Origin of the sequence: Streptomyces sp. TRM64462 (assembly GCF_013362995.1) — a bacterium.
Lineage (GTDB): Bacteria > Actinomycetota > Actinomycetes > Streptomycetales > Streptomycetaceae > Streptomyces.
In genome coordinates, this window is record NZ_JABWDV010000041.1 from 1 (window position 1) to 2,775 (window position 2,775).

A 2,775-nucleotide genomic window follows, 5' to 3' on the forward strand; every position below is an offset into this window, starting at 1 on the left:
CGTTCGGGCACGGGCAGGTGCGGTACTCGCCGCCCGCGCCGGACACGGGGCTGCCGGTCGTCGCCGAACTGGCCGCGGTGCTCGCCGCCGCGGCCGCCCGGCCCGCGGCCGAACCCCCGGGCGGGGGACCGGTCCTGCGCGAGGCCGCCTGCGGTTACTGGTCGCGGCGCGGCCTGCCCTGCCACCCCGAGGACGTCGTCGCCGCACCCGGCACCGGGCCGCTGCTGGCGGCGCTGCTCGCCGCGCACGGGGGCGACGTCCTCATGCCCCGCCCCTGCCCGTTCGCCTGGACCCCGCAGGCCCGGCTCCTCGGCCGCCCCGCCTACCACGTGCCGACGCCCGCCGAGTGCGGCGGCGTCCCCGATCCGTTCGCCTTCCTGGAGACCGTACGGCGGGTACGCGCCGAAGGCGGCCATCCGGCCGTACTGCTGCTGTCCGTCGCCGACGACCCCACCGGCACCGTCGCTTCGCCCGAACTCGTCCGCGAGGCCTGCGAGGCGGCCGTCGACGAGGGGCTGCACATCGTCAGCGACGAGACCTGGCGCGACACCGTGCACCGGCCGCACGACACGGTCATCGTCAGCCCCGCCGAGATGTGCCCCGACGACGTCACCGTCCTGTCCGACCTCGCCGGTTCCGTGACGCCCGCCGCGTGGCCCGCCGCCATCGCCCGCTTCCCTCCGCGCGCCGCCGCGTCCGCCACGCACCGCGCCCGCATCCTCGACGTGTTCACGGCGCTGGGCGCCGATCTGCCCGGGCCCCTCGCCGTGGCCGTCGCCCACGCCCTCGACGAGCCCGGGCCCGTCACGGCCAGGGCCGCCGAGGCGACCGCGCTCCACGCGCGCGTGGCGGCCGCCGCACACGACGTGGTCCTCGGCGCCGGCGCCCTCGCGCTCCCGCCCGACGCGGGCCGCCACCTGTACGCCGACCTCGACCCGCTGCGCGGCCACCTCGCGGAACGGGGCGTCACGGACTCCATCGAACTGGAGGAGTACCTCACCGACCGCCTCGGCACCCCGGTCCCGGGCGCCCACCGCTTCGGCGACGAACTCGGCGCCCTCCGCGTCCGCCTGGCGACGACCCCCCTGCTGGGCGCCACCCAGGAGCAGCGCCTGGAGTCCCTGACGTCCCCCGACCCCCTGACCCTGCCCCACGTGACGGCGGCCGTCGACCACTTGGCCTCCGTCCTGCGGGACCTCGCCGCCAGGCCGTGAACCCCACGCGGATCACCCGCCGCGCCGCGTGGCCGACGGCTGCTCCGGCTCCGGCGCGCCGCGCAGGCGGCGCCACAAGGGCGGCGCGGCGCTCAGCAGGAGCGCCAGCCCCGCCGCCGCCAGCACCCCCTGCCAGGGCCGCGGGAACAGCGACCCGCCCGCCACCCCGATCAGCTGGTACGTCGCCGCCCACGCCAGACACGCCGCGATGTCGCCGTACAGGAAGCGGCGCAGCGGCATCCGCGCCAGGAGGCAGGCCAGCATGACCGGGATCCGCCCCGCGGGCACGAGCCGGGACACGACCAGCACCGACACGCGATGGTCCCGCAGCCGGGCCTGGGCGTGGGCCAGCCGTTCCGGCGCGGCACGCGCCCGCAGCGCCGCAAGCCACCGCGACCCGTTCCGTGAGCCGACGCCCCGCTGCCCCAGCCAGTACAGCGCCACGTCCCCCGCCAGCGCGGCCGCCGCCGCCACCACGAACACCAGCAGCAGCGCGAACGGCGCCGTCTGGTGGTACGCCACCACCGCGGCCGAGCTGACGATCGCGCCCGTCGGCAGCACCGGCACCAGCGCCCCCAGCGCCACCAGCAGGAACAGCGACGGATAGCCCACCGCCCGCTGCGTCTCCTCCGGAGGGAGCTGGCCGACGACCTCCGCGATCACCAGGACACCCCCGGCCGCCCCGGCCCCCCGGGCCGTACGCGCTCGCCGTGCCCCAGCTGGTGCACCACCACGCCCGGTGCCGTCCGTGCCGCCAGCCGGGCGAACTCGCCGCCCGGTGCGTGGAACTCGTGCGGCCGTACCGCGTCCATCCCGATCGGCCAGTACGTGCCGTAGTGCACCGGCACCGCCGCGCGCGGTGCCAGCGCGGCCACCGCCTGGGCCGCGCGCGCCGCGTTCAGGTGGCCGTGCCCCAGGAACGGCCCCCACCCGCCGACCGGCAGCAGCGCCACGTCGATCTCGCCGACCGCCGCCGCCATCCCGTCGAACAGCCCCGTGTCACCCGCGAAGTACGTACGCGCCGCACCCTGCACCACGTACCCCAGCGCGGGGGAGAGGCGCGGCCCCACCGGCAGCCGCCGCCCGTCGTGCGCCGCCGGCACCGCCCGTACCACCACCGGCCCTGCCTTCACCTCGTCGCCCGCGGCCAGCTCCGCGATCCGCAGCCCCGCGGGGCCCTGCCCCAGCCGCCGCAGCCCCGGCACCGCCCGCGGCGCACCCCTCGGCACCACCAGCAGCGTGCCCGGCGCCAGACGGGACAGCGACGGCAGGTGGAGGTGGTCGCAGTGCAGATGCGAGATCAGGACCACGTCCGCCCGCGCCGCCTCCGGCGGCGGCAACGCCCCGCGCCGCCGCCGCAGATGCGCGAGCCGGCGCACGAACAGCGGGTCCGTCAGCACCCGTACGCCGGAGTCCTCGACCGTACAGGTGGCGTGACCCCACCAGGTGACCTCCATCAGCCGCCCTCCGTCGCGCGCCCCCCTGCCCCTGCTTGAAGCCTAGGGCCTGTCTGACAATTCCCGCCTGCCCCGCGGCGTCTGGCACGCGCTCCCCCAAGCTC

General features: G+C 77.8%; 3 protein-coding genes. 1 reads left to right on the forward strand and 2 read right to left on the reverse strand.

Translation table 11 applies throughout. The annotated features are described in order from the left end of the window. A partial coding sequence (locus HTZ82_RS01945) for an aminotransferase class I/II-fold pyridoxal phosphate-dependent enzyme (RefSeq protein ID WP_175407499.1) occupies positions 1 to 1,214 on the forward strand: 1,214 nt, incomplete at its 5' end. Between the two features lie 12 nt (positions 1,215 to 1,226). On the opposite strand, the gene HTZ82_RS01950 is transcribed toward HTZ82_RS01945, so the two are convergent. Further along, positions 1,227 to 1,877, reverse strand: coding sequence for a DedA family protein (locus tag HTZ82_RS01950; protein WP_375540770.1), 651 nt, complete (start codon positions 1,875 to 1,877; stop codon positions 1,227 to 1,229). Further along, a complete protein-coding gene (locus tag HTZ82_RS01955; protein WP_175407500.1) occupies positions 1,874 to 2,671 on the reverse strand; it encodes an MBL fold metallo-hydrolase in 798 nt (265 codons plus the stop codon). Before HTZ82_RS01955 ends, HTZ82_RS01950 begins: the two co-directional genes overlap by 4 nt. Positions 2,672 to 2,775: the final 104 nt, after the last annotated feature.

Bases quoted from the DNA above. Each gene is read 5' to 3' on its own strand.
- HTZ82_RS01955 (WP_175407500.1), bottom strand. From the start codon at position 2,671: ATGGAGGTCACCTGGTGGGGTCACGCCACCTGTACGGTCGAGGACTCC.